The 25,853-nt window shown below is 38.9% G+C and carries 24 protein-coding genes and 2 other annotated features; of the genes, 7 read left to right on the forward strand and 17 right to left on the reverse strand.

All coding sequences use genetic code 11. The features are described from left to right. Positions 1-12 precede the first annotated feature (12 nt). The 5 genes from MKY30_RS11155 to MKY30_RS11175 form a co-directional block, all read right to left on the reverse strand. Positions 13-1,986: an acetoacetate--CoA ligase gene (locus MKY30_RS11155; RefSeq protein ID WP_147210888.1), complete on the reverse strand. Its 1,974-nt coding sequence runs from the start codon at positions 1,984-1,986 to the stop codon at positions 13-15. Between the two features lie 296 nt (positions 1,987-2,282). Continuing rightward, positions 2,283-3,449 (reverse strand): virulence factor, encoded by a 1,167-nt coding sequence (locus MKY30_RS11160; protein WP_156985685.1) that lies wholly within the window; start codon positions 3,447-3,449, stop codon positions 2,283-2,285. Positions 3,450-3,689: 240 nt separating this feature from the next. Then, positions 3,690-4,220: a DJ-1/PfpI/YhbO family deglycase/protease gene (locus MKY30_RS11165; RefSeq protein ID WP_156985684.1), complete on the reverse strand. Its 531-nt coding sequence runs from the start codon at positions 4,218-4,220 to the stop codon at positions 3,690-3,692. A gap of 156 nt (positions 4,221-4,376) precedes the next feature. Next, on the reverse strand, positions 4,377-5,489 hold the full coding sequence (ald, locus tag MKY30_RS11170; protein ID WP_339284764.1) for an alanine dehydrogenase: 1,113 nt from the start codon (positions 5,487-5,489) through the stop codon (positions 4,377-4,379). Positions 5,490-5,610: 121 nt separating this feature from the next. After that, positions 5,611-6,858, reverse strand: coding sequence for a PucR family transcriptional regulator (locus MKY30_RS11175; RefSeq protein WP_339284765.1), 1,248 nt, complete (start codon positions 6,856-6,858; stop codon positions 5,611-5,613). Positions 6,859-7,101: 243 nt separating this feature from the next. Here MKY30_RS11175 and MKY30_RS11180 point away from each other — a divergent pair, with 243 nt between their 5' ends. After that, positions 7,102-8,196 (forward strand): YkvI family membrane protein, encoded by a 1,095-nt coding sequence (locus tag MKY30_RS11180; RefSeq protein WP_371863301.1) that lies wholly within the window; start codon positions 7,102-7,104, stop codon positions 8,194-8,196. Between the two features lie 148 nt (positions 8,197-8,344). Here MKY30_RS11180 and MKY30_RS11185 read toward each other — a convergent pair whose 3' ends face one another. Continuing rightward, positions 8,345-8,809, reverse strand: coding sequence for a YueI family protein (locus tag MKY30_RS11185; RefSeq protein WP_147210894.1), 465 nt, complete (start codon positions 8,807-8,809; stop codon positions 8,345-8,347). Between the two features lie 693 nt (positions 8,810-9,502). On the opposite strand from MKY30_RS11185, the gene MKY30_RS11190 reads away from it, so the two are divergent. Then, complete coding sequence (locus tag MKY30_RS11190; protein ID WP_339286253.1) at positions 9,503-10,444, forward strand: MBL fold metallo-hydrolase; 942 nt, start codon at positions 9,503-9,505, stop codon at positions 10,442-10,444. 276 nt (positions 10,445-10,720) lie between these two features. On the opposite strand, the gene MKY30_RS11195 is transcribed toward MKY30_RS11190, so the two are convergent. Beyond that, positions 10,721-11,485 carry an exodeoxyribonuclease III gene (locus MKY30_RS11195; protein ID WP_341083936.1) on the reverse strand — a complete coding sequence of 255 codons (765 nt, stop codon included), beginning with the start codon at positions 11,483-11,485 and terminating at the stop codon, positions 10,721-10,723. 1,189 nt (positions 11,486-12,674) lie between these two features. Between MKY30_RS11195 and MKY30_RS11200 the strand changes: the two genes are divergently transcribed. The 5 genes from MKY30_RS11200 to MKY30_RS11220 all read left to right on the forward strand — a co-directional run bounded on the left by MKY30_RS11200 (position 12,675) and on the right by MKY30_RS11220 (position 16,433). Next, the gene (locus MKY30_RS11200) at positions 12,675-13,067 is read left to right on the forward strand and encodes a GntR family transcriptional regulator (RefSeq protein ID WP_147211278.1); all 393 of its coding nucleotides are present in this window, start codon (positions 12,675-12,677) and stop codon (positions 13,065-13,067) included. Beyond that, entirely contained in the window at positions 13,060-13,749 is a 690-nt protein-coding gene (locus MKY30_RS11205; protein WP_339284767.1) for an ABC transporter ATP-binding protein, read from the forward strand. Before MKY30_RS11200 ends, MKY30_RS11205 begins: the two co-directional genes overlap by 8 nt. Continuing rightward, entirely contained in the window at positions 13,746-14,576 is an 831-nt protein-coding gene (locus MKY30_RS11210; RefSeq protein WP_156985679.1) for a hypothetical protein, read from the forward strand. The genes MKY30_RS11205 and MKY30_RS11210 overlap by 4 nt, the downstream gene beginning before the upstream one ends. Positions 14,577-14,581: 5 nt before the next feature. Then, positions 14,582-15,829 carry a hypothetical protein gene (locus tag MKY30_RS11215; RefSeq protein WP_341083938.1) on the forward strand — a complete coding sequence of 416 codons (1,248 nt, stop codon included), beginning with the start codon at positions 14,582-14,584 and terminating at the stop codon, positions 15,827-15,829. Between the two features lie 208 nt (positions 15,830-16,037). Beyond that, positions 16,038-16,433 carry a VanZ family protein gene (locus tag MKY30_RS11220; protein WP_445254570.1) on the forward strand — a complete coding sequence of 132 codons (396 nt, stop codon included), beginning with the start codon at positions 16,038-16,040 and terminating at the stop codon, positions 16,431-16,433. Positions 16,434-16,508: 75 nt separating this feature from the next. Here MKY30_RS11220 and MKY30_RS11225 read toward each other — a convergent pair whose 3' ends face one another. The 10 genes from MKY30_RS11225 to MKY30_RS11270 form a co-directional block, all read right to left on the reverse strand. Next, on the reverse strand, positions 16,509-16,634 hold the full coding sequence (locus MKY30_RS11225; protein WP_255473818.1) for a hypothetical protein: 126 nt from the start codon (positions 16,632-16,634) through the stop codon (positions 16,509-16,511). A 76-nt stretch (positions 16,635-16,710) separates the two neighbouring features. After that, positions 16,711-17,313 (reverse strand): TetR family transcriptional regulator, encoded by a 603-nt coding sequence (locus MKY30_RS11230; protein ID WP_156985676.1) that lies wholly within the window; start codon positions 17,311-17,313, stop codon positions 16,711-16,713. A 410-nt stretch (positions 17,314-17,723) separates the two neighbouring features. Further along, positions 17,724-18,500, reverse strand: coding sequence for a tryptophan synthase subunit alpha (gene trpA / locus MKY30_RS11235; protein ID WP_341083941.1), 777 nt, complete (start codon positions 18,498-18,500; stop codon positions 17,724-17,726). Next, positions 18,487-19,698: a tryptophan synthase subunit beta gene (gene trpB, locus MKY30_RS11240; RefSeq protein ID WP_341083943.1), complete on the reverse strand. Its 1,212-nt coding sequence runs from the start codon at positions 19,696-19,698 to the stop codon at positions 18,487-18,489. The genes trpA and trpB overlap by 14 nt, the downstream gene beginning before the upstream one ends. 1 nt (position 19,699) lies before the next feature. Beyond that, a complete protein-coding gene (locus MKY30_RS11245) occupies positions 19,700-20,320 on the reverse strand; it encodes a phosphoribosylanthranilate isomerase (protein ID WP_341083944.1) in 621 nt (206 codons plus the stop codon). A gap of 1 nt (position 20,321) precedes the next feature. Then, positions 20,322-21,113 (reverse strand): indole-3-glycerol phosphate synthase TrpC, encoded by a 792-nt coding sequence (gene trpC / locus MKY30_RS11250; protein ID WP_341083945.1) that lies wholly within the window; start codon positions 21,111-21,113, stop codon positions 20,322-20,324. Then, positions 21,114-22,139 carry an anthranilate phosphoribosyltransferase gene (gene trpD / locus MKY30_RS11255; protein WP_156985671.1) on the reverse strand — a complete coding sequence of 342 codons (1,026 nt, stop codon included), beginning with the start codon at positions 22,137-22,139 and terminating at the stop codon, positions 21,114-21,116. After that, positions 22,136-22,732, reverse strand: coding sequence for an anthranilate synthase component II (locus tag MKY30_RS11260; protein ID WP_147211267.1), 597 nt, complete (start codon positions 22,730-22,732; stop codon positions 22,136-22,138). The genes trpD and MKY30_RS11260 overlap by 4 nt, the downstream gene beginning before the upstream one ends. Next, positions 22,716-24,116 carry an anthranilate synthase component I gene (gene trpE, locus MKY30_RS11265; protein ID WP_341083949.1) on the reverse strand — a complete coding sequence of 467 codons (1,401 nt, stop codon included), beginning with the start codon at positions 24,114-24,116 and terminating at the stop codon, positions 22,716-22,718. Before trpE ends, MKY30_RS11260 begins: the two co-directional genes overlap by 17 nt. Positions 24,117-24,199: 83 nt before the next feature. Next, positions 24,200-24,457, reverse strand: a binding site (T-box leader). Positions 24,458-24,755: 298 nt separating this feature from the next. Continuing rightward, positions 24,756-24,993, reverse strand: a binding site (T-box leader). Positions 24,994-25,220: 227 nt separating this feature from the next. Beyond that, positions 25,221-25,787 (reverse strand): nitroreductase family protein, encoded by a 567-nt coding sequence (locus tag MKY30_RS11270; RefSeq protein ID WP_147211265.1) that lies wholly within the window; start codon positions 25,785-25,787, stop codon positions 25,221-25,223. Positions 25,788-25,853 lie beyond the last annotated feature (66 nt).

Here is a 25,853-nt window from a genome sequence, read left to right on the forward strand (position 1 = left end):
AATCAGCATTTTTTATATTTTCTTAGCTAAGTCGATAAAATAATCCAGGCTGTCAGGGTTAATCAGAGAGCCTTTATTAATAACTGTCGCAGCATCCTGTCCCATCAGGATTTTTTTAACGGGAATTTCAACTTTCTTTCCATTCAGGGTTTGCGGAAGCTCTTCTACCCTGTAAATATGTGTAGGAACATGTCTTGGCGAGCAATGTGTACGCAGCTGCTGCTTAATTTCCTGTTCCAAGCTTTCGGTAAGCTCTTCTCCATCTTTGAGAACAACAAATAATGGAGTAATGGAATCACCATTTCCTTGAGGAAGGTCAACCATTAAACTGTTCTCAACTGCTGTAACTTGGTCTGCAGCACGGTAAATTTCACTCGTTCCAATTCGGATGCCGCCACGGTTAATAGTAGCATCAGATCTTCCGTAAATAATAGCGGTATTTCTATCTGTTAATTTTATATAGTCTCCATGACACCAAACTCCTGGAAAAGTATCAAAGTAACTATGGTACATTCGAAATCCGGATTCATCATTCCAGAAATAAATTGGCATACTTGGAAATGGAGCAGTCAGAACAAGCTCACCAATCTCATTTGTTAAAGCATTGCCATCCTCATCAAAGCTTTCAATTTTCGCTCCCAAACCTGCACATTGAATTTCACCGGCATATACTGGCAGAATAGGAGAGCCAAGCAAAAAGGCTGTACATACATCTGTACCTCCACTTACAGAAGATAGCCAAATATCATTCTTTACATGTGTATAGCACCACTCGAATCCTTCTGGGGAAAGCGGAGAGCCTGTTGAACTGATATTTCTCAAATGGGATAAATCAAAATTATTCTTCGGCATCATATTTTCATTCATACAAGCAGTTATAAAGCTGGCGCTGGTACCAAATACATTCATTTTTGTCTGTTCTGCAAGCCGCCATAAAACCTGTTTATCCGGATAAGCCGGGCTCCCGTCATAAAGAATAATGGAAGCTCCGGTTAATAATCCGCCAACAAGAAAATTCCACATCATCCAGCCAGTTGTTGTAAACCAGAAGAAGCGTGAACCCGCGCTTAAATCCATATGCAGATGGACCGCCTTTAAATGCTCCAATAAAATTCCGCCCTGGCTATGTACAATGGGTTTCGGTTTACCTGTTGTTCCAGAAGAATATAATATCCAAAGCGGATCATTAAAGGCAACAGGTGTATAAGTCATTTCCAGCTTTTCTTGACAGCCTGTTGCATCCTCCCAGGAAATTGGATGGACACAGGTGCTGAAATCGGCCTGATTATTTAGATAAGGAATAGTTATCGTCGTTTTTAAGGAAGGAAGTGCAGATTGCAGCTTTCTGACAACATCTAATCTATTAAACTTCCTGCCATTATAAGAATAACCGTCGACAGTAATCATTGCTTTTGGCTCAATTTGCTGGAAGCGTTCCATCACACTTTGTGTCCCAAAGTCAGGAGAGGCGCTGGACCAAACAGCACCCAGGCTTGCAGTTGCCAGGAAAGCAACGACAGTTTCATAGATATTTGGTGCATAGCAGGCAACACGATCTCCTTTTTGAATCCCTTGTTTTTCCAGTGTATTTTGAAGCGCAGCAGTATCCTGGTAAAGTTTTTCCCAGGAAACTTCCTGCCGCTGCCGTTTTTCTGATGTATGAATAATAGCCGGGCTATCTAGCGATTTATTTCGGAATACATGCTCTGTATAGTTGATGGTTGCTTCAGGAAACCATTTTGTGCCGATGATCTGCTTGCTTGAACGAACGTTTTGATACGACTCGTGCGACTGGATTTTAAAATATTCCCAAATGGATTCCCAAAATGTATCAAAGTCCTCCACAGACCATTTCCATAAAGTATGGTAATCTTTCGTTTGAATTTGTTTATATTCTTGTAACCAAGTACGATAAGAAGTGATATTTGCCTGTTCCACTTGTGTTTTACTTGGTTCAAAAAGCAAAGTACCCTCTTTTGTATCCATTTATAAAGTCCCCCTTCAAGTACTTCGATACTCTTATTATAAGAAAACGCTTTCTATACGTAAAGAAATTGGAAAGGAAAATATATGTTTTCAGAGGTCACACCAAGGTACAAAATGGTATTTTCTTCATTTACAGTAACTACTGAAAGAGTTGGAATGAAGTACAACGCGTGTGAGAATATATATTAATAATATGTATGGCTGATGTGATGTATTTCTAGATTTATTCATTTTAACTTTTCAATCCAACGATAGAAAAAGCTAATTCAGAAGCAGTTGCTCTGAATTAGCTTCCATCAGTCTTTGAAAATGTCTGTTTTTGATCTTGTTGCCTGTGTCATTTGATGCCAAACAGAGCCTTTTGCCTGTTTGCCGCCTTCAATACGCTCCAGGGCTAATTTTATCTGCATACGGACCTCAAATTCGGGTTCATCATCAGCAGCTTCTTGAAGAGCAGGGACGGCAGATGCATCTCCGACTTCATATAAAAACATTGCTCCACGCCAACGGACAATTCGGCTCTTATCTTTTAATGTTTCCTTCATATTTGGAATAGCCTCTGTAAAACCTAAGTCAGAAATACAATCTCCGGCAGTTCTCCGGACATTGACGGCTTTATCAGCTAATGCTTTATATAGTAATGGCAACGCAGCTTTATCCTCCAGCATTCCTAAATAAGCTGTTGCCAGTCTGCGGATAGATGCTTTTTCATCGTGGACAGCTTTTTCCAAAAGGGCAAGATCGTCCAATGTCGGGTCTAAACGGTCCAGCGCAGCATAGCGTTCACGCCAATCAGGATTATCCAGTTTTTCAATCGGAACATGCTGATAATAGTTTGTTGTGTTGCCTGCACTTTCATCATTTTGCAAAGCCATTTGTACAAGGGTATCCAAGCGGTCCTGGTCATAGCTTGCTTTTAGCTCCTCTACAACATCATATCCTATTTCTTCCAGACTTCCATAGCGTGGATGCTGTTCTTCCCATTTCCGATCCAGAATGATATTGTCAGAGGCAGTGGAAGCCTCCATTACTGCATTGGAAAAGCGCTCTGGCAGCCCGAAGCGTTCTTCTCTATCTCCTTCTTCCAGTTTTACCTGCATAGGAATTCCTAAAAACATCTGAATGAAAACATGAACTTCTCCAAATGCTTCAGAAGGAGCCTGCGGAGCATTAGATAGTTCATCCTGCTGATCGAACGCTTCCTCTGTTCCCAATACGTTTCGGACTTGAGGCAGTAGTTCTTCCCAGGGTGTTTTTGGATTCCTTGCTAAAGCAATAAAATCAATAACACGATAGATATTTTTAACCCCTTCCAGAGCAAAAAGCTCCTGCACATATTCCGGTGCATGAGCTAAATCGTCCTTGTCACTGTAATTATACGTTTCGTCAGGGGGTAAAGTCTCATTCACATTGATTTTCATAGAATGTGGGCTGGGTGTTGGTTCTATAGAAACAATTCTCATATAAAAACTCCCTTAAGTGGATTTTTACAAAGTCTAATAAAAATGACACTGCGAATTTCTTCGTTAGCTTGCTTTTCCGCTGGGGTTGCGATTACTCACCCCAGGAAAACCGCTGCTCATGTATCTAAAAGCATACATTCCACTGGGGACTGCGATTACTCGCCCCATGAAAAGAGCTGCTCAAAGCTGCGCTGCCTCAAATTTCTTGATCCTTTTTATCAAACTTTATAAACACTTATTTTAACGGCTGTATTCTTCCATCACTTTGATTAATTCACGTAAATAATCTGGTAGATCAGGCGGTCTTCTGCTTGAAACAAGGTGCCCATCAGAAACAACCGGCTCATTAACCCAGGTTGCACCAGCATTGGTCATATCGTCTTTAATTCCCGGTGTACTGGTTACAGTTTTGCCTTCTAAAATATTTGCAGAGATTAATACCCATCCGGCATGACAAATTTGTCCGATAGGCTTTTTATTATCATTCATATGCTTAACGAAGCTGATAACTTCAGGGAAACGGCGAAGTTTATCTGGAGCCCATCCTCCAGGAACCAGAATTGCATCATAATCTTCTGGATTCACTTCTGAAAAAGCATAATTAGATTCAGCAGGAACACCATATTTTCCTATATATTTTTGATTAGCAGCCTGTCCGACTAAATCTACCCTGGCGCCTTCTTCACGTAGACGGTGAACGGGATACCATAGTTCTAAATCTTCAAAATCATGATCGACAAGTGCAATAACTTTTTGATTCTGTAAACGCAAAATAATCCCTCCATTCTGTATAAAGTAAGTGTAACAGAATGGTATGAAAATGACGATTAGAAAGGCTTCTATACTATAATCCAGTACATATTGGAATGCTAAAAAGCCATCAGCTCTTTTGTAAGGAGTGATGACTTTTTAGATTTATTGTATTTTTTATAAAATATCTTTTACTGCAACATATTCATAATTTAAATCATTTGCAACAGCTTCATTTGTTACATGACCATTCATTACATTCACACCGCTGGCGATAGGTGCGCTGTTTTGAATGGCGTTCTCTACACCCTGTTTCGCAATATTAACAGCATAAGGTACAGTTACATTTGTCAGGCCGACTGTTGCAGTACGCGGAACGGCTCCCGGAATATTTGCAACGGCATAATGCAGGACATCATGCTTCACATAGATTGGGTCTTCATGGGTTGTCGGATGGTCAACTGTTTCAAAGTTACCTCCCTGGTCAATTGCCACATCGACAATGACACTGCCTGGCTGCATGGATTGAATCATTTCTTCTGTTACAAGCTTCGGTGCTCTTCTGCCTGGAATTAGTACTGAGCCAATAACGAGATCAGAATCTTTCACAGCTTCCCCGATATTTAATGGATTTGACATTAATGTTTGAATGCTTGAGCCGAAAATCTCTTCTAATTCGCGAAGACGCTGCGGATTTAAATCAATAATCGTTACATCAGCTCCAAGGCCGATAGCTACCCGTGCTGCATTTGTACCAACGACACCACCGCCAATAACCGTTACTTTTCCTCGTTTTACTCCAGGAATTCCACCAAGTAAAATGCCTTTTCCGCCTTCTGATTTCTCTAAATACTGTGCGCCGATTTGTGTAGCCATACGTCCGGCTACCTCACTCATTGGTGTCAGAAGTGGAAGTGACCTGCCTACAACGATGGTTTCATAGGCAATAGCTGTTACTTCTTTTTCTACCAGCTCTTCTGTTAGTCTCTTGTCAGCAGCTAGATGAAGATAGGTGAACAATACTAATCCTTTCCGGAAATAGCGATATTCTGATTCAAGCGGTTCTTTTACCTTCATAATCATATCAGAACGATCCCAGACGTCCCTGGCCTCTGCAATAATTTCTGCTCCAGCCTGCTTATATTCATCATCTGTAAAGCCGCTCCCTAAGCCGGCTTCTTTTTCAATAAGGATGGTTTGCCCGGATTGTACAAGGTTAACCACTCCAGCTGGTGTCATAGCAACACGGTTTTCATTATTTTTTATCTCTTTAGGAACCCCGATAATCATGTTTACTCGCCCCTTTGTTTATTGTTTATGCTTATTATGTTAACGCTTTCTTTGTGGGAAAACATTATGAAAATAAATGAATTGGGCCAATACCGTTTGTGTATTTACACAAACGGTACTGTTATTCTAGTTTATCAGCTAATAATTCTAAATAAACCGCTATTTTTTGATGCGGATTTTTTAAATCAAGCTTACTAATCTCATGAATCCTTTTTAAACGGTAATTCATAGTGTTTGGGTGGATAAACAAAGCTTTTGCTGTCTGAAGTACGTTAGAATCATACTCTAAATATGCTTCTAAAGTGTATAATAAGTTACTTTGCTGGCGCTCATCATACTTACGGAGCCGTTGAATGTATTTATTAGTATGATGCCGTTTTTGGCGATGTTCCTTTAATATGTCCACCCACTGAAATATGCCTAAATCTTCGTACAGAAAACAAGAAGACAGCTTATCCGGGAATTGCTTTTGTAAGGAAAGAGTCTGGAGTGCTTCTTCATAGGCCTGTGTCATATCTTTAGCTGAATGATAAATTTGACTTGCTGCGCCGTGCATGGAGGTCAGCTTCAGCTGTATACTTATTTTTTCCTGAAGCTGACTAATAAATTGATAAATCTTATCTGATGTATCGTCATCTTTCCATAAGCGAACTAATAGAATAAAATCCTGATCATCAAACAAACGAAAAATCGTATTGACCTGCATGACTGTTTCTGAAAGGTAGTAAGCATGTTTTTCAATTTGCGGTGTAATCTCATCTTCAAAACGGAAGACAACAATAGCCAAGCCGTCCTGCAATTTTATATTGAATTGTTTTTCATAGGATTGAATGGTGCTTGCGCTGACAAAGTCTGCTGTTAACAGCTGCCAGAAAAAATCTTTATAGGCTTGTTCTGTATTTCTCCTGCCAGGCAGCTTTTGCAGTATAAATTTTTTCACTTGACGGACAGCTTCTTTTAAGATTTCCAAATCATCTGCAGAATATTCCTTTTCTCCTGTGTGCGCCCAAATAAATCCTAATATTTCGTTCTGCTTCCAGATGGAAATGGCTATCCGGTTTCCCAGTCCAATTTCTTTAATTTCAGGTATAATGACAGGCTGATTACTGTCAATAAGCTTAGGCATTGCTCCGTTTTTCCATAATCCATTGATTACCTTATCGGGAACTTTCCGATTCATAATGGTACTTATTCTCGCTTCATCAATATTTTCAGTATGCTTACTATATGCTAGAACATGATGATTGGCATCCTCAATCGTAATTGGACATGCCAACACTTCGCTAATCATATCGGCGAGTGCATCTAAATCAGAAAAAGGCTGTCGAAGAGTTAATAGTTTATTAGTGTTTATGTTAGAATAATCCATAAAACGCACTCCTTTATAAGAGAAGCATTAATATTGATATGAAAAGCCTGCTTACATTATTTTTAATTAATTGAATAATTTGTATACTTGCTTTTTATTGTTAAAAAAACTATCATTTTTCATAAGCAGTCTTTTTGTATACTAAAAAATATATCTATCTCTATTTTAGTATATACATAGAAAGATTTCATCAAATACTTGTGTGACGAAAAAAGGAACAATAGGAGGAAGAACATGAAAAGAATAATGAAAATCTTTGTAATTGCAAGCGCATTCATAGGTGTGATTGTAGGGGCAGGTTTTGCTTCCGGACAGGAGGTGCTGCAGTATTTTACCAGCTTTGGAACATTAGGTATTCTGGCTGCCTTTGTTTCAACCGTGCTTTTTGCATATGTTGGTATGATGCTCGTCTGGCTGGGAAGCAGATCCCAGACATCCTCCTATAATGAAGTAATTTATAAGATCAGTCATTTTAAGTTTATCGAAAAGCTCACCCGTTTTAACCTTATTGGTGTGATTGTAGATGCTGTGCTTGTATTTACTTTATTTGGCGTAGGCGTCGTAATGATTGCAGGAGCTGGAGCAAATCTTAACCAGCAATTTGGATTGCCTCATGTTGTTGGCGCTGTCCTGATGGCAGTATTGGTGCTGCTGACGGGGATGTTAAAAGTAGATAAAGTTGTTGCTGTAATCAGCAGTATTACACCTTTCTTAATTTTATTTGTTATTTTTATTTCCATTTACAGCTTTTTTACGATGGATGGGTCGCTTGCAGAGTTAAATAGTACTGCAAAAAGTCATGGACCGAATTTTCCGAATTGGTTTGTAGCAGGCTTGAACTATGCTACCTTTAATACATCAGTTGGTGCAGCTATGTCTATTGTTATGGGAAGTGCAGAAAAGGATAGAAAAACAGCTGCAATTGGCGGATTAGTAGGGGGACTAGGATTAGGTGTCTTAATTCTGCTTAGTTATTTCGCGATTTTTGCTAAAATTGAAGAGGTTGGTAATTTCGAAATGCCGATGTTGGGCATTGTAAATAATGTCTCACCATTTTTAGGCATTATCATGGCGATTGTTCTATTTGGAATGATTTTTAATACTGCAATTAGTATGTTCTTTGCCTTTGTTGCCAGGTTTGCAGAAGTAGAAACGAAGAAATTTAACATTATTTTAGTTATAACTCTTGTAGCAGGATTTATCCTCAGTTTTGTCGGCTTTACAGATTTAGTTTCTAAATTTTATTCACTGATCGGCTACATGGGACTGGCATTGATTGTCGTATTGATTATCACACCGTTCCGAATGAAAAATATTGATTTTGATAACAAAAAATGAATCATATAATTTGAAATAGTAAGGAATATAAAGTGAAGATAAGTGCCGGCCATCTGGGAATTAGTTTAAATAATCTAAATTCCGATGACTGGCACTTTTTAGCATTTGTTTTATCCATACTGTTTTTATAATAGACCTAAAAATAGTACTAATGGAATAAATTTTTGAGCTTTGAAACGAATCCTTTTGGTGGATTACTGTTTTTTTCTTCTTCTTCTTTTTCATTTGGAGCTGATATGTCTTCTATATCCTTGAGGTAAATATGCTCTATATCTACAGCATAAGAGTATGTGAGTACTAAACCAATCTCTGTATCATTTTCCTGATTACTTACAGTTGTATGAGAAATGGAAAAACGGTCGGCGAGTGACTTTTCTTCTTTTAAAAATTGGTATGAAATATTCCCATTCAACAGCAGCTTTGCCTTTGGATGCTGCTTTAATTGACGCTCTAATTCCACAAGGCCTTTATTAGACATAACCTCTCCAATTGTTAAAACAAAAGCGATACGCTCACGCAATGTTCCAAGATATTTTTTCCGTTCACTTTCATTGGGCAGGCGTGTTCCATACATTCCTTCTTGAAGGTAATCATCCACATTCTTTTTACTCATTTTGTTTCATCCTTTTTATCCATTTTCAATTTACTGTTATATTTTGTACCAGTAAATATTATATTATCTATTCTCCATCTAATGTACCCTATTGTTGAATATCAAGCAAAGAAAATCATTCAAATTTCCTATTTTGGTTTTAACTCAAAATCAAGTGCAAGAAATAATTACTCAATTTTCGCACCTGAGAATTAGCATCTATACCTTCCTATTCCAGGATGAACATGTAGCCTGCTTGCATTTTGTTAAATCATCCTTCTATTTGAAATGGAGATTGTGTATAGCTCCTGTAACCAACCACTACAAATTCTGACGGGGTAAGTAATCCTCAGAACGCCTGAAATTTTAGTCTGCCATGAGGACGGCTTCAGCTAACTTGAAAAGAAAACCGCTTTTCAAGTGGATATTCAGATCGCCCTGTTCCCATAAGAGTCTAACTGGTTGGTCTACGCTCAGTTAAGTTTTTACAGCGAATGAAAGGAATCGTGGCGGGACATTTTTATATGCACCATGAAAAATATGTTCTTTACTGGTCTAATTTCTATTTGCTCCATTGTATTAAACAGTATAGAATCCGCCGCAGCGGTGGCATTGCTCCGTTATCTTATTTCTAGATAGAGTTTCTGAAAAGATGTTAAAATAAGTTTATATTATAGTAGAAAAATTTTGTAGAAATGGGGGATTACTATGAATCTGCATTCCAGAAAGCCAATAAAACTTCATCATGGTATTTCACTTATCGATGGATTTGATTTTGGTGTAAGCGGCAGAACTGGTTCGTATATCATTGAAGGGGACGAACTTACCATTGTTGAAACAGGTCCAAGCCCTGCTGTACCATATATTAAGAAAGGGCTAGAAGAGCTGGGGTATTCATTAGCTGATGTGAAGCATATTATTGTGACACATGTTCATTTAGACCATGCAGGCGGAGCGGGACGTTTATTAGCTTTATGTCCTAACGCTGTTTTATACGTTCATCCGAGAGGGAAAAGGCATCTGGTTGATCCTAAGAAATTAGCAGCTGGAGCACGGGCGATTTATGGAGAGCGTTTTTCCGAGCTATACGATCCGATTGTCCCGGCCGAGGAAGAAAGAATTGTGGAGAAAACAGAAGGAGATAGTTTACAAATTGGGGAAGAGCGGGTATTAGAATTCTGGGACACGCCGGGGCATGCCAAACATCATCTGAGCATCTATGATCCATTAAGTAATGGCATGTTTACGGGAGACACAGCAGGAATCCAATATGAACAATTATTTCCGCATGGAGTGAACTTCTTTTTACCATCTACTTCGCCAAACCACTTTGATCCGGCAGCAATGAAGCAATCTTTGCAGAAATTCCGTGAAAAACAATTGGATTATATCTATTTTGGACATTTTGGAGAAACTGATTTAGTAGAAGAAGCCTTGAAGCAGGCAGAGGCATGGCTGGATGTATTTGTTAAGGAAGCAAAAGCTGCGGTTGCTGAAGGACAGGGCTATGATGAGATTGCTAAACGTTTGTTGAAATATGTGCAATCCGAGCTCAGTGAGCAGGGGATTCAGGATGAGCATGAAGTTTATCAGATGATTAATGTAGATTTACAATTAAGTGCGCTTGGCATGGTTGATTATTTGCAAAAAAAATAAAAGAAATATGGAGGATCTACTTCCATATATGCTTACATACCAGCTGAAAATGGACGAATATATCTTCTGAATAAAAAAGAAGATGAGGAGGCAGCTAAGGTACTTCCTTTTCTTCTTTTATGAAAGAGAGGCCGCCGGGGAATGCGAAAAAAAATAAGAATTATTACTATATTTTTGTTTGGTTTAATTATTGGGCTTTTTTTTATCCCCGAATTATTTCGGGCGTTTGACATCCAGTTTTTTAAATTCTTTGATTAAACCAATGTCTGTATAGATTTAATTTTCCTCCAGATTCATTTCCAAGCATACTGGACAATGATCGCTGCCAAGGGTATATCGATAAACCTCTAAGTTTTTCAGATATTTTTCTAATTGACTGGAAACAATAAAATAATCAATACGCCATCCAATATTTCTTTCGCGGATTGTTTTCATATAAGACCACCAAGTGAAAATGTCATCGCGCTCTGGATAGAAATAGCGTAACGTATCTGTGAATCCATTGGCTAAGATGCGTGTCATTTTATCACGCTCCTCCTGAGTAAAGCCTGAATTACCATGATTTGTTTTATCATTTTTTAAATCGATTTCCTGATGCGCTACATTTAAATCCCCGCAATAAATTACAGGCTTTTCAGCGTCAAGCTCCTTCAAATAATCAAATATCCTGTCTTCCCATTCCAGACGTTCTTCAAGCCTGGTTAAATCCCGTTTTGAGTTTGGTGTATAGACATTGACAAGATAAAATTCTGGGTATTCTAATGTAATTATCCTTCCCTCTGTCTCTGTCTCTCCCTCTTGAAAACCGTAGGAAACACGCAGCGGTTTATGCTTGGTGAAAATAGCCGTCCCAGAGTAACCTTTTCGTTGTGCGTAATTCCAATATTGATAATAACCTTCTAAATCCAATTCAATTTGGCCTGTTTGCACCTTTGTTTCCTGTAAACAGAAAAAATCTGCATCTATTTCATGAAAGAAATCCAAGAAACCTTTGCGGACACAGGCGCGGATTCCATTGACATTCCATGTAACTAGCTTCATCTAAAATACTTCCTTCCTGCTTAATATCATACTGTTAGTAATTCTATCATATCCGCTTGAAAAAGGAATTTCTTTTGTATCAGCTGTTTTTGCAAGAGATGTATTATTAACTCAACTTTCACACCTTAAAAAATAACAAGCTTATCATAGAGACTGGAGTTGATCATTCTTTCCATCTATCCCTTGACAAAGCATAAATTCTATATAGAAAAAAGGTAATGCGTAAGGCACCGCTGCGGCGGACCGTTTTGCTTTCCTAGGGGCATGCTCTTCAGCTAACTTTTGCCAAGAAGAGCACTTGGCAAAAGTGGATCTTCAGATGATGCTAATCCCTCAGGAGTCAAAACGGTCCGCCTCCGCTAGAAGGGGGTTCTATACTGTTTAATACAACGGAGCCAATAGAAATTAGACCAGTAAAGAACATATTTTTCGTGGTGCATATAAAAATGTCCCGTCACGATTTCTTTCTGTTCATAAAAGCTATTCCCGATATTTACTATTCATGCTGTGTGGTGTGTCATAGTTTCAATTGCCACCTTAACCATTTGAAACACTAAAATGATCTTTTCATCAAGTAAAAACAATTATTTCATCCAACTCCATCTGGATATGATTCCTTTCATACGCTGTGGAAGCCTAACTTAGCGCAGATCAACCACGGAGACTCCTAAGTGGTTCGCAGGCTAAACCCGTGACTCCTGTCACAACGCCTGCACTTGCACGTCCTGGGACTGCGATTACTCGCCCCATCGAAAACATTTGTGCATCGCAGGGCGAGCTGAAGATCCACTTGAAAAGCGGTTTTCTTTTCAAGTTAGCTGAAGCCGTCCCCATGGAAAGCGTAGTGGTTGGTTACAGGAGCTATACACAACCTTCATTTCAATAGTAAGATGATTTAACAATATGCAGGCAGGATAATGAAGAACATGTTCATCCTAGAATAGGAAGGTATAGATGCTTATTCTCAGGTGCGAAAGTGGAGTTATTAATAAATAGTAATTTCTCCATTTTAAAAACCTGCTTAGCTTTAAAATATAAAAGATAATCTAATGTGAATTAAGAAATTTAAATTTTAATAAAGAAAATAGTTGTCTTTCTTGTGTATTATACATATAATACACTTACGAGATGTATCAATGTATTAATACAGCAGATATGTATGCACTAGAAGAATGAGGTGAGAAATTGGATGGCTATCCACTTTGATAAGCGAGAGGCTGTGTATATTCAGGTGATTAGGTATTTTAAAGAGCAGATTGCAATTGGAGAATTGAAATCTGGTCAAGAAATCCCTTCACGCAGAGAATTAGCACAGCAATTAAAAATTAATCCGAATACCGTACAGCGAGCTTATAAAGAAATGGAGGAGGAAGGCTTGATTTATACGGATGGAAATAAACCAAGTATCATCACAAAAGAAACGAAGCGTATTAAAGAAATTCGTGAAACTTTAATAACAGAAGCGATTGATCAATTTGTAGATCGTATCACCTCTTTGCAAATTCCAAAGGAACAGGTTTTTGAGCTTGTACAGTCAAAATTAAATGAACTGGGCGGAGAGGGTGAAATAAAGCATGATTAAATTAACCGGTATAGAAAAAAGGTATGGAAGAAAGTCAATTTTAAACGGGATTACTTTTGAAGCAGATAAAGGTCAGATTACTTGTCTTATCGGAATTAATGGTGCCGGCAAAACGACCATTCTTCAATCTATTATGGGTCTGACACCTTATCAAAATGGCGAGATTACGATTGATGGTGAAAAATTATCCCCCGCAGTAATGGAGAAGGTAACATATATTCCGGATGCGATGACGCTTCTGCCTAAAATGCGGATAAAGGATGCTTTTCAATTTATGAGGGATTTCTATCAAAATTGGAATGATGAACGGGCAAAGGAAATATTAAAATTTTTTAAGCTCAAAGAAGAAGAACGTATTTCACAATTGTCTAAAGGAAATACAGCGAAGGTGAATTTATTAATGGGGCTGGCGATGGATGCAGATTACATATTAATGGATGAGCCATTCTCCGGGATAGATATCTTCAGCCGGGAGCAGATTGCAGACGTATTTTCCAGTCATTTGGTAGAGGACCGCGGTGTGATTATAACAACACACGAAATCAGTGATATTGAGCATTTAATTGATAAGGCTGTTTTATTAGCTGATGGAGTTGTGAGAAAAGAATTTATGACGGAGCAAATAAGAGAAGAAGAGGGCAAATCCGTTATCGATGTGATGAGGGAGGTATATCAGGGATGAAGCTTTTTGGAAAGCTGGTAAACTTTGAATTTATGCGTTTTTTACCGATTTATATTACTTTGTTAGTGGTGGTATTTTTGATAGAGGCTGCCAGTGTAATATTTTATGCTTTTATGGTGAAATCTGAAATTACGGAAAGCATCGTTAAACACGGGTTATCCAAAGAGCAGTTCCTTCAAGACAATGGGTATGCTTCGATGATAAATATATTGTCCAGCTTTATATTTAGCTTGCCTGTTGTCATTGCAGCAGTGACTATATTTATTTATATTTTATTTATCTGGTATCGGGATTGGTTGGGAAAGAATACCTTCATTTACCGTCTGCTGATGCTGCCGGTAAAACGTATTCAGTTGTTTTTCTCAAAAGGAGCAGTTATTCTGATGCTAGTATTTGGGCTAGTTGCTTTTCAAGTAGCTATCCTGCCTGTATTGCAAGTCATATTAAAGCTGATTATCCCGGTGGATTACCGGTTAGATTTAACCACCCAGGGCATGGTTAGAAGCTTATATTATTTAAGATTCCTGCTTCCAGAGAATTTTATTGATTTTATTATTAATTACGGTTTCGGTATAGCCTTCGTTATCGTACTGTTTACCATGATTTTAATTGAACGCAGTTACCGTTTCCGTGGTGTATTTATAGCAGTTTTTTATGGAATTGGGACGTTAATTCTGGTGTTCTCACCATATATTTTGCAAATAATCATGAAGGACTATTTTTTTGATAATGAGCTCTTGTGGATGCAATTTGCAATAGCAATTGTCCTTTCCATCATATCGATTTTCCTTAGTAATCATTTATTAAATAGAAAGATAAGGGTGTGATAGAGATGAAACATGTAAAACGTTATTTAACCATATATATTGCATTAATTTTCATCTCCGTTATCATCATCGGCTTTTACTTAATAGATAAGGAAGAGGTTGATTTTAATTGGAAAACAGTATCAGGGGATGAAGAGGCTGTAAAAGATGTTTTAATCTATGGTGATGCACAACGCAGCTACTACTCACCATATTATAATGTAGTACCAGATCCCTTTCGTTTATCTTTAGAAGAATCAAAGCGGATTGAACTTGGAAGAGGAATGCATTATGGCTGGTACTATCAGGATTTGCAGATGGAAAAGTATGTTAAAGAATATAAAAGCTTTATGCGCGGGAAAAACACTTGGAGTGAGAACTTTATAGAAACAGAAAACCAGCTTATTTATGTAGATGTAGACAATTTAGGCTGGGGAATCGATGAATCGAATGATATTCATATAGAAATACTTGATAAAGAAACAGATGAGGTAAACGAATTTGAACTTTCTGTCGAAGAAAATCAACGGATCTATGGTGTGAATTCTATAAGTGTCAATGATAATAAATTATATGCCCAGGTATATATGGAAGGGCAGTATGATGAGATGACTGATATTTATCAGGATGAGGATGCGATTCTTGTCATTGATTTAAATAATCAAACTTTAGAGGATATCAAGTTCCCGGCAAAAGATATTGAGCAAAAAGAAGGGATATATACTACTTTAATCTATCAAGACAGCGGTTTGATTAACGGAGAAATGAATTATCTCTATATCTATGATGAATATAAAGTAGATCAGAACGGCGGTTATATAGGAGATTCTCCGCTCAAATATGAGTTGCGGCTATATAATGTAGGGGAGGATAGTTTCAAATCCGTTGACCTTCTTGGAGACTCATTATATGAAGGAGAATTTCTTCGCATCTATGATGGAGCTGTTTATGTGGGGTTGCTGCAAAGAGATAATTACATTTTAACAAGATTTGATAAGAATTTAGAGGAAAAGGACGTTGTTTTTGAAGAAAATGTGTTAAATGGCGACTTAGAAATCAATCCAGAGGATGTTTATCCATTAACTGCTATCCGGAATGGGTACTTCTATATTGCATTTCCTGCATTTTCTACACTAACTGCGACTGACGTTTCCATAAACGTGTTTGATTTGGGGACAGGGGAAAACGTTTATCAAGGCATCATTCAAGCGGCAGATTCTATGAAGCAATATCAGTATTTTGAATTAAATCAGATGGAATTTGAGGATGAATAAAAATAAAATGCAGAATAGAGGGAGAACCTTTATTCTGCATTTTACTAGTAAAGCTAGGTGGTGAATTTTTGCTATTAAGTATTGTATAGCTCAGTTTTATTTTTATATCAATCCTTATCTTTTACATAGTTTATAAATTAATCAGGAAGAAATTTGATTATCTGTCTACAGAAATTATTCATATGGTATTTCTATTTTATATATTTATATTAGTTACATCGTATGGTTTTATTTGCCCATAGCATTAGGATATATAACTATAAATGCAATTCCTTTTTATACAATCGGTGGATATGTGAAAGCTATTTTTGCTGGTGATATTTCTATTCGGATTGCCGGGGCTAATTTGTTAGGGAACATCTTGCTTACAATACTGATTGGAGCTTATTTGTGCTTTAATCGAATTTCTTTAAAAAAGACAATAACTGCAGCAATTTTGATTCCAGTCGTTATTGAGCTTGGAAAGCTTTTACTCCATTATATAGGATTTGCCACAAGGTCAGTGGATATAGATGATATTATTCTAAACTTTATTGGGGTTCTTCTGGGTTATTATCTGGCAAAGAAATGCGGGTTTGTAAAAAAGTCAAAGTATATAGATTAGGTGCTTACTATGGGGATAGATAAAAAAATAACGCCTCAGTGCTTCCGGATGGAGTGCTGAGGCGTTATTTATAAATTATCTGATGCCAGCGCGAATTGTATCGTATTCAACAGCTAAGCGTTCACGTAGTAAATGCTCTTCATTTTGCATATAAATATCCTGTTGTGCTTTACGCTTACGTCCAAAAAGTTTCTTTAACATATATTTCACCTTCCTTTTTAAAAATGACCGGTCAGTTTCTTAATGTATGTGAAGCAAAAGGAAAAGATGTGTACTTTTATTGAATATATGCCATAAACACGTTTTCCATCTCTCTGATATGAGATTCCAGCTTTTTAACATCATAGCCGATTACTGCATGCAGCCATATTCCATCATGTAAAGACCAAAACATGGCAGTTGCCTGTTCCACATCTAAATCCTGTCTAAACTCGCCTCTTTTTTTACCATCAGTGATGATGGCTATTGTCATATCAACCATTGCGTCAAAGCGTTTTGACAGAATTTCCTTCAGCTTAGGTGAATCAGCGGAGTAGAGCCAAAATTCAATGTGAACACGCATAAATTTCTTTTTATCCAGGCTGTAAGGAATATCTTCATGAATCCAGTGCTGTAATTTTTTCGTCGGACTATCTATTTTATCCAGCTTTTCTTTTAAATGCTCCATAGACTCTGTGCGTTTCTTTTCAAGTAAATGGATAAAGATATCTTCTTTACTTTCAAAGTAGTTATAAACAGAGCCTTTGCTCAGATTAGCGTAACGAACTATATCATCAACAGTTGATGCATAATATCCTTTGGAGGAGAAACATTCGAGTGCTGCTTCCAGCAAATGATCTCTCCTTGCTTTTTTCGCTTCCTCAGAAATTCGCGGCGCCATCTTCTTCACCTTCTTTTCCGCATAGATAATAGACAGCTTTTTATCTGCAAGGAAATTTCCGGGAAGATAAACTGTCTATCCAATACGTCAGATTAGTTAATGAATATTTTATAACCTAAACTTGGTCGGGTTAAAAGTCTGTTTATTAAAACTGACTGGTTAGTCTTTTTAGATGATATAGTATTTTATGCTGAATGACAAGTATTTTGCTTGAAAATATATGAAGGAATTGTGACGGTACAATTTTGAACGGGAAGACAAAAAAACAGGAGCTGTGTATGGCATACAGCTCCCTCAAGGCATGGGTTGTTGTGATGGTTTGAATCAATGACAACGTTGTCTAGATTCTAATATAGTTTATGCAATAAAAAAATGGTTGTCTCGTCACTTATATCAATGCAAACATACATTTATTTAATCGTCTCGCCAATTAATTCCCTAATTTCCGTTTGTTTTCCTTCTGCAAACAAGTGTACAAGCTTACTGCCTACAATAACACCATCACAATAAGCGGATAAGTATTTTGCCTGATCCGGATTAGAAATTCCGAAGCCGGCCAGGACAGGTACAGAGCTCAGTTCAGTTAATTTTTCTAAATAGTGAAGTGTGCTTTCTTCATGCTGTGCACGCTCGCCGGTAGTGCCGCTGACAGAGACGGCGTATAAAAAGCCTTCTGACATTCCTGCGATTTTCTTCAGGCGTTCATCTGGACTTGTCATCGCAGCTAACCGGATAAAGGCGATACCATTAGCGGAAAGCTGTGCTGCAATATCTTCTTCCTCTTCCATTGGGATATCCGGGATAATAATGCCGTCTACTCCTGCAGCATCACAGTCTTTAGCAAATTGTTCATAGCCATAGTTCCAAATAGGATTAATATAGGTCATTAAAATAATTGGGATGCTCCGAGATTCTTTTTGCTTACGCACCTCATCCAGGACAAGCTTTAATGTCGTTCCATTCTGTAATGCACGCAGCCCGGCATCCTGAATGACAGGGCCATCTGCCACTGGATCGGAAAAAGGAATGCCCAGTTCAATCGCAGATGCACCACATTCTGCTAAGAAGTTAATGCGTTCATTGATTTGGTCAATGCCGCCGTCACCTGCCATCATATATGGAATGAAAAGAGGCTTTCCGGTTGCTTTTATCTGATTTAATGTATTTTCTAATTTATGCTTTCCCATTGGAATCCTCCTCCAGTTTTGCTTTGACTTGTTCTACATCCTTATCTCCGCGTCCGGACAGACAGATAACCAATGACTGGTCAGAGGACATTTCTCCAGCCAGCTTGCAGGCATAGGCAACTGCATGTGCACTTTCAAGAGCAGGGATAATTCCTTCTAATTTGGCAAGCAGCTGAAAGGCTTCTAATGCTTCTTCATCTGTAATGGAAGGATAGGTAACCCGGCCGGTATCATACAGGTGGCTGTGTTCTGGCCCAATACCAGGATAATCTAATCCGGCAGATATAGAGGCTGCTTCCTGGATCTGACCGGCTTCATCCTGCAGCAAATAAGTAAATGTACCGTGCAGCATCCCGGGAGACCCGCCAGTTAACGTGGCTGCATGTTCATTGGTGTCAACGCCTTTCCCTGCTGCTTCGACACCATATAAGGCAACTTCTTTATCCTCCACAAAAGGATAGAACATTCCCATTGCATTGCTTCCGCCGCCAACACAGGCTACGATAGCATCTGGCAGCTTCCCTTGCTTTTCCAGACTTTGCTGCTTTGTTTCGGAACCAATAACCGATTGAAAATCCCGGACAATGCGGGGGAAGGGATGAGGCCCGACAACAGAGCCGATGATATAATGGGTGTCGTGAACATTATTAACCCAATAGCGTAGAGCCTCGTTCACGGCGTCCTTTAATGTTGCGCTTCCTTGAGAGACACCGACAACCTTTGCTCCTAAAAGCTCCATTCGAAAGACGTTGAGCTTCTGCCTTCTAATATCCTCGTTGCCCATAAAAACGATACACTCTAAACCAAGCAGAGCGCAGACGGTTGCTGTAGCTACACCGTGCTGACCGGCTCCTGTTTCAGCGACAACTTTCTTTTTGCCCATCCGCAAAGTCAGAAGTGCCTGTCCGATGGTGTTATTAATTTTATGAGCCCCGGTATGATTGAGATCCTCCCGTTTTAAATAAATTTTTGGTCCGCCTAAATGCTTGCTTAATTGCTCTGCCTCATACAACGGAGTCGTTCTGCCAATGTATTCTGTCAGATAGTTATTTAATTCCTTCTGAAAAGAAGGGTCTTTTTTTGCTGCTTCATATGCTTCTTCAAGCTCTAAGACAGCTGGCATAAGTAATTCGGGTATATATCTGCCGCCGAATTTGCCGTATTTTCCTGATTCATCTGGGAATGTGTATGTTTGCATATTATTGATTCCTTTCTACAGTTCTTTTTGCTGCGTGGATAAAGGCTTTTATTTTATCCAGATCTTTTTTTCCGTTTGTTTCTACACCGCTGGAAACATCCACACCAATCGGGTTCACCTGTTTAATGGCTTCAGCAACGTTTTCCGGTGTCAGTCCTCCTGCTAAAATCAGTTTGTCAGAAAAGTCAATTCCATTTAAAATGGACCAGTTGAATGTAGTCCCGTTCCCTCCGTGTGCATGGGGCAGGGGAGGACTATCCATCAGCAGATAAGAAACAGCATCATATTGTGCCGCCTTCTTTAATCCTTCCTCTGTACCGGAAAGGGATTTAATGACCGGATATGTGAGCTGGAAGACGGCTTGAGCAGATTCTTCTCCATGCAGCTGTATAAAATCAAGTCCTGCTTCCTGAGCGATTTCTTCTATTTCCTGTACATCTTTATTTACAAAAACACCAACGCTTTTTACATGGTCAGGTAACGTTGCAATAATTTCTCGTGCTTGATCTATAGAGACTTCACGCTTGCTTTTCGCAAAAACAAATCCTAAAAAATCTGCTCCAGCATGGACTGAGACCTGTGCAATTTCAGGAGATGTGATCCCGCAGATTTTAACAAGCATATCAGGAAGCCCCTTTCGCAGAGGAGAGTGGTACCTGCAGTGCCTGCATATCTTTTTCCACATTATCTGAACGCATCAGCGTTTCACCGACCAGAATGGTATTAGCACCGGCGTCTCTTGCCAGCTCTGCATCTTCTTTCGTGCGCATACCGCTTTCAGATATAATGGTAAGTCCCTTTTCATCTATTTGCTGAACAAGCTCTGCGGTTGTTTGTAAATCCACTTCAAATGTTTTTAAATTGCGGTTATTAATACCGACGATTTTTGGACTGACTGATAGTGCATCTTTTAATTCATCCGCATTATGGACCTCACATAATACTTCGAGGCCCTGCTCTGTCGCATAGCTGTATAGACGCTGAAATCGTTCAAGCGGCAATGCAGCGAGGATTAACAGAATAATGGATGCCCCTGCATTTTTTGCATCATCGATTTGAATCTCATCAATAATAAAATCTTTGCACAGAACTGGCACGGAAACAGCTTCACTGACAACCCTGAGATCTTCTAAGGAACCGTGAAAAAAGCTTTCATCCGTCAAAACAGAAATCGCAGCTGCGCCGGATTGTTCATATTGTTTTGCTTGCTCCAGTATATCTACGTCCATTTGAATCGGCCCTTTGGAAGGGGAGGCCCGTTTGATTTCTGAAATAATGGATATATGATCGGCTGCCTGGACTTTTTCATGCAATGAATAAATTGGATTTGTTCGAGTATAATTCCCGTCTACCTGTAATTTCCGCTGGGCGATCTCCTGTTTTTTCTTATCAATTATTTTTTCTAAAAAAGTCATTTAAACCACCTCACGTTTTATTTCCTGACTGTATTGAACTAATGCATTCAATCTTGCTTTTGCATTTCCGGAGAATACACTGTCTTTAGCAACTTCGACTCCATCTTTAATTGAATCGACATTCCCGGTGGCAAATAAAGCGATTGCTGCATTAAACAGAACTGTATCCAGGTATGCTCCAGGCTCCCCATTTAATACAGAGAGCAGAATTTTTGCATTGACCTTGGCATCGCCGCCTTCAATTTTCTGATTGTCATATACGGATAAACCAACTTCTTCTGGATGGATAGATCCATCTTTTAATTCGTTGTCTTCCAGTAAAATAAATTTATTCTCACCCTGGAGAGAGGCTTCATCCATACCGCCTGCACCATGAATGACCAGTGCCCGTTTTCTGCCAAGCGTTTTTAAAGATTTTGCCACAATTGGCAATGCTTCATTGGAATAAACGCCTATCAGCTGTGAGCTTAAAGCAACAGGATTAGTTAAAGGACCCACTAAATTGAAAATGGTCGGTGTACGAAGCTTCTGACGTACGCCGGCAATTTGTTTCAGGGTTGGATGAACATGCTGTGCGAATAAAAAGGCAATTTGATTCTCCTTCAGCATATATTTGAGCTGTGATTTTGTCAGATTCAGAGAGACTCCCAGTTCTTCTAATACATCTGCACTCCCGGTCTGGCTGGAAATACGGCGGTTTCCATGCTTAGCAACAGTAATACCGGCACCTGCTAAAACAAATGCTGAACAAGTACTGATATTAAAGCTGTTAGAACGATCTCCGCCTGTTCCGCAGTTATCCATTGCTGGAATTCCCAATTCAAATTGGAAAGGGGAGCTGGTATGAATCACTTCCGCCAGACCGGCCAGCTCTTCAGCTGTCGGCTGCTTCATTTTTAAAGCAACTAAGATGGCAGCAAGCTCAGTATCTGAAACATCCTCCTGGAAACAGGCATTAAATAATGCCTTTGTTTCTTCAAATGATAAGTTATTTCCTTCGAGTAATTGACTAAAATGCGGTTTCATTGGGTTACTTCCTCCTTCTGCTTTATCACTTTCTCAACAAAATGAGAAATAATTCGTTTTCCATCCAGTGTTCCGATTGATTCAGGATGGAATTGCAATCCATAAACTGGGTACACTTGATGTGTTACACCCATAATTTCATCATCATCTAAAGCAGTTGCTGTAATACGTAGTTCAGATGGTACCGAGATTTGCTCCGCGGCAAGAGAGTGATAACGCATCACCTCAACTGGATTAGAGAGATCTTGGAACAGTCCAGAGCCATCATGCTGAATCAGCGATGTTTTTCCGTGCTTAATGGTAGAGGCCTGAATAACTCTTCCGCCCAGAGCTTCCATGATCACTTGATGGCCTAAGCAGATTCCAAGTATCGGCAGCTGTTTATAAAAGGACTGCACGATATCAATACAGTTTCCGGCATCCTTTGGAGAACCTGGTCCAGGTGAAATAATAATAGCTTCGGGCTCTAATGATTGGATTGTTTCCAGAGTGACTTCATCATTACGGATTACTTCAACATGTACGCCACATTCGGAAACATATTGATACAGGTTATATGTGAAAGAATCATAATTATCAATTAATAGAATCAAGTTCAGGCACCTCCATAAAAGATCTTCCTTTGTTAATGGTTTCCATATATTCATTGAACGGAACGGAGTCATATACGATACCGGCTCCAGATTGAAAATAAGCTTTGTTCCCCTTCATAACGATGGAGCGGATGGCAAGTGCAATATGCACATCATGTTCAAAGTTAATAAAGCCGATTCCACCGCCGTAAGGACCGCGTTTTATTGTTTCCAGGTCATTAATGATTTGCATCGCCCGAATTTTCGGTGCTCCTGATACTGTTCCAGCGGGGAGACAAGAGATAAGAGCATCAATCCCTGAATAATCGGAACGTAATTCCCCTGTAACCTCTGAAACAATATGCATCACATGCTGATAACGCTCAATTGTCATATAGACTGGAATTTCGATACTGCCTACCTCGCAAACGCGGCCTAAATCATTTCTGCTTAAATCAACAAGCATCCGATGCTCTGCCCGTTCTTTTTCATCGGCAAGCAGCTCTTCAGCGAGTGCCTGATCTTCCAGTTCGTTCTGTCCCCGTTTTCTTGTTCCTGCAATAGGATTGGTGACAACACGGCTTCCATTTGTTTCTATCAAACTTTCCGGGGAAGCACCGAGTACGGTATAGTCCAGAAAGTCAATATAGAACATATATGGGGAAGCGTTATATCTCCGTAATTGCTCGTAGAAGGAAAGTCCGAACTCTCTTTCATTTTCAATCTCTCTTGAAAAACGCTGGGATAAAACAACCTGAAAAATTTCACCTTTTTGTAAGTAATCCTTGGCAATCTGTACGTTCTCTTCGAATTTTCTCTGGTCTGTTTCCGGAGTGAAAGCATATTTTTGTGGTTCAGGAAGTACAGTATATTTGGCCCGCTCCACATATTGCTTCAGTTTTTGAATACGCTGCGCACGTTTTTCTTCTGCATCGCCGTTCCGGTCGATAGCGATAAAATGCAATTTATTTTCTTCATGGTCGAAAATAATCGTATCCTCAAAAAGCATCAAATGAATATCCGGCATATCCCGATCATCAAATGGAGATGGACCAATATCTTCAAAAGATTGAATGGTATCATAGCCGATATACCCGACTGCTCCGCCATAGAAGGGGAGGGGAAGAGATAATTTAATTTTCGGCATAATCTCCTGTAAGAAATGCAGCGCGTGCTGGTGTACAACAAGCGGTTCTACATGAGAATCGCTGATAAGCATAGTTTCTTTCCCACGTCCGATAATTTCCTGATAAGGATGAAGACCAATAAAGGAATAGCGCCCTTTTTCTTCATGTGGAAAGCTGCTTTCCAGCAGGTATTTTTTTGCTTTTGGCAAGACTTGAAAAACTTGAATGGGAATTAATCCATCTATAGAACAGGTTTGATGTGTTATATGTGCAGTCATGATTATCTCTCCTTTATGTTTGAAGATTCTGTGATTAATATTTTGAAATAAAAAAAGCCCTCTATAAACACAGCTATGTGCTTATAGAGGACGATGGAGCCGCGGTGCCACCTCTGTTTAGAAAGAATACTCTTTCTATCTTTATTAGGTACTGAAAAAATTCAGATACCCTATCCGTATAACGTCGGAAATACGTTTTTTCCTACTCAGGTACAGATGCACCATTTAAGAAAAACACTCTGAAGTCCATTCAATAATCCCTGCATACTGATATTCCACCCAGTTATCAGCTCTCTGTTATGCAGTGCAGATTATTTACTACTCTTCATCATCGCTTATCATATAGGAGGTTCAAAAAGTCCAATAAAAATGACGCTGCTAGAAAAGGATCTTCTACTAAGAACGCCCACGTGGTGTGGGCAACATAGAAGTCATCACATCCTGTGGAAGCTCGTTAGCTTGCTTCTCCGTTGAGACCTGGGACTGCGATTACTCGGTCTATTAAAACCGTGGCTCATGTATCTAAAAATATACATTCCGCTACTCAAAGCGGCGCTGCCTCGAACTTCTCGGTCTTTTTCATCGTACTTTTTGAACATTTATTTTTCCTGAAATCAAAAAGGCCCCTCATCCATATATAAAAAGGACGAGGGACCGTGGTACCACCTTTATTAGCTGACATGCAGCTCACTCAAAAAGAAGATTACTATCTTCTAAGTTTCCATAACGGGAAACCATTCCGCCAAAGCCTACTCCGATTATGTTTCGGTTTGGAGCTCCGAAGTCCATTCATTACAAGGATACTCACTGATTCACAGCGGCCATCAGCTCTCTTGAGAGTTCACCTGTAATTACTATTCTTCATCAACGCCACATCATTTAATTATTGAAATTAATACTAAACGAAGAGACGGGCACTTGTCAATAGATTTATAGAAAAAAATAAAATTATCTGATTTTATTATCTTTAAGTGTGTGTTCAAAAAGTCCGATAAATAGGATCAAGAAGTTCAAGGCGACGAGCTTTTTCCAAACGGAGCGTATGCTTTATAATACGTGAGTATTGGAAAAAGCTCGTCAACGTAGAAATTCGCCGTGTCATTTTTATTGGACTTTTTGAACATCCTCTTCAAATACTTCAAATTTATCTGCCAAAGGAATACGTTCTTTCTCCTCAGGTGTTTCATCAAAATAACCCATATGAATAAAAGCGGCGATTTTCTCATTGTCCTTCACATGGAGAATCTCTTTTACTTTCTCATCATAGATATGTGGATTTGTTTTCCAAACGATACCAAGCTTCTCTTCCCATGCCAATAGCCAAAAATTCTGAATCATGGCGGAGACAGCACCAAAGTTTTCATCCCATTGCTTTGGTATATCGGAAGTCTCCATGATGACAACAAGAATGGCATTTGGCTCATTTAAGTAATTTTCACGATTTTCTTGTCTTTCTTCAGGATATGTAGCAGCAACTTTTTTAGCAAAACCGGGAAGGTGATCTTTATCAACAAATACAAAGCGCCATGGCTGCCTCATCCCATGGGTGGGAGCCCAGATGGATTCCTCCAATAATTGCATCACAGTTTCTCTCGTTACTTTCTTATCATTGTATCCTTTTTTGATGGCGCGACGTTCACGAATTAATTTTGCAAGCTCTGTTCGACTCATAAAATAAACCCCTATACAATTTAATTGATAACAGTTATCAATTAAATTGTAACGAATTTATAAAAT

The organism is Oceanobacillus sp. FSL W8-0428 (assembly GCF_038004405.1).
GTDB lineage: Bacteria > Bacillota > Bacilli > Bacillales > Amphibacillaceae > Oceanobacillus > Oceanobacillus sojae.

Bases quoted from the DNA above. Each gene is read 5' to 3' on its own strand.
- MKY30_RS11185 (WP_147210894.1), bottom strand. From the start codon at position 8,809: ATGAGTAAAAAGAATGTGGATGATTACCTTCAAGAAGGAATGTATGGA.
- trpC (WP_341083945.1), bottom strand. From the start codon at position 21,113: ATGACTTTTTTAGAAAAAATAATTGATAAGAAAAAACAGGAGATCGCC.
- MKY30_RS11215 (WP_341083938.1), top strand. From the start codon at position 14,582: ATGAAACATGTAAAACGTTATTTAACCATATATATTGCATTAATTTTC.
- trpE (WP_341083949.1), bottom strand. From the start codon at position 24,116: ATGACTGCACATATAACACATCAAACCTGTTCTATAGATGGATTAATT.
- MKY30_RS11245 (WP_341083944.1), bottom strand. From the start codon at position 20,320: ATGCTTGTTAAAATCTGCGGGATCACATCTCCTGAAATTGCACAGGTC.
- MKY30_RS11155 (WP_147210888.1), bottom strand. From the start codon at position 1,986: ATGGATACAAAAGAGGGTACTTTGCTTTTTGAACCAAGTAAAACACAA.
- MKY30_RS11195 (WP_341083936.1), bottom strand. From the start codon at position 11,485: ATGAAGCTAGTTACATGGAATGTCAATGGAATCCGCGCCTGTGTCCGC.
- MKY30_RS11205 (WP_339284767.1), top strand. From the start codon at position 13,060: ATGATTAAATTAACCGGTATAGAAAAAAGGTATGGAAGAAAGTCAATT.
- MKY30_RS11160 (WP_156985685.1), bottom strand. From the start codon at position 3,449: ATGAGAATTGTTTCTATAGAACCAACACCCAGCCCACATTCTATGAAA.
- trpA (WP_341083941.1), bottom strand. From the start codon at position 18,500: ATGGGAAAGCATAAATTAGAAAATACATTAAATCAGATAAAAGCAACC.
- trpD (WP_156985671.1), bottom strand. From the start codon at position 22,139: ATGAAACCGCATTTTAGTCAATTACTCGAAGGAAATAACTTATCATTT.
- MKY30_RS11270 (WP_147211265.1), bottom strand. From the start codon at position 25,787: ATGAGTCGAACAGAGCTTGCAAAATTAATTCGTGAACGTCGCGCCATC.
- trpB (WP_341083943.1), bottom strand. From the start codon at position 19,698: ATGCAAACATACACATTCCCAGATGAATCAGGAAAATACGGCAAATTC.
- MKY30_RS11175 (WP_339284765.1), bottom strand. From the start codon at position 6,858: ATGGATTATTCTAACATAAACACTAATAAACTATTAACTCTTCGACAG.
- ald (WP_339284764.1), bottom strand. From the start codon at position 5,489: ATGATTATCGGGGTTCCTAAAGAGATAAAAAATAATGAAAACCGTGTT.
- MKY30_RS11230 (WP_156985676.1), bottom strand. From the start codon at position 17,313: ATGGCGCCGCGAATTTCTGAGGAAGCGAAAAAAGCAAGGAGAGATCAT.
- MKY30_RS11200 (WP_147211278.1), top strand. From the start codon at position 12,675: ATGGCTATCCACTTTGATAAGCGAGAGGCTGTGTATATTCAGGTGATT.
- MKY30_RS11210 (WP_156985679.1), top strand. From the start codon at position 13,746: ATGAAGCTTTTTGGAAAGCTGGTAAACTTTGAATTTATGCGTTTTTTA.
- MKY30_RS11225 (WP_255473818.1), bottom strand. From the start codon at position 16,634: ATGTTAAAGAAACTTTTTGGACGTAAGCGTAAAGCACAACAGGATATT.